Raw genomic sequence first — 634 nt, forward strand, 5'->3', positions numbered from 1 at the left:
TGCACCATGTCAGACCTTTTGGGGTCGTAGGAAGGGCAGCAGGATATGGGCACGTCAGGGGCCAAGAAGTCTGGAAACTTGGACGGTCGGTAGTCTTCGGGGCTGTGGATGCCGCAACAGTTAAACTGTTTCTGCATCGCCGACCAAATGGCTTCGTGTTTCGGATTCTTCTCCTTGGCCAGCTGGAAGGAGTTCTCCAGCGACTTGATGAAGTGGAGCTCGTCCTGTGACGTCACCCGTACAGCCACTCCAGCCAGGAGGGCCTGGACTGATGCCACTATCAGCAGGACTATGGTGGCAGCAAACAGCGGTCTAGACAGGTTCCTGAAGACGGCCACCACTGCGTTCACCAGGATCGATATGGTAACTGCTGCCATCAGGGTCAAGATGATCATCCCCACGAGCCTCCCGGAATCCTCAGTCCCGGTCAGCTTGTTAAAGATGGCGTTTGAAACCGTGACCACTATTTCTAATATTGATTTCGACACAACAACGACGCACAGGACCACATAGATGATCTTCAAACATTTCTCGCAGCAGTTGCTCTCCTCGCCGGCCTTCGCTTCGTCCTGTGAGGCTTGCGCACGCGCATCCTCTTGGCCTTTGGGCTCTTTAGCTGAAAAAAGACGTTGAA

1 protein-coding gene is annotated in these 634 nt (G+C 53.9%); it reads right to left on the reverse strand.

All coding sequences use genetic code 11. The annotated features are described in order from the left end of the window. On the reverse strand, positions 1 to 634 hold a 634-nt coding region (locus tag ACFFNX_RS51950), incomplete at both ends, for a tetraspanin family protein (RefSeq protein ID WP_378213892.1).

The sequence above is a fragment of the Actinoallomurus acaciae genome, assembly GCF_042429965.1.
In the GTDB taxonomy this organism is placed as follows: domain Bacteria; phylum Actinomycetota; class Actinomycetes; order Streptosporangiales; family Streptosporangiaceae; genus Actinoallomurus; species Actinoallomurus acaciae.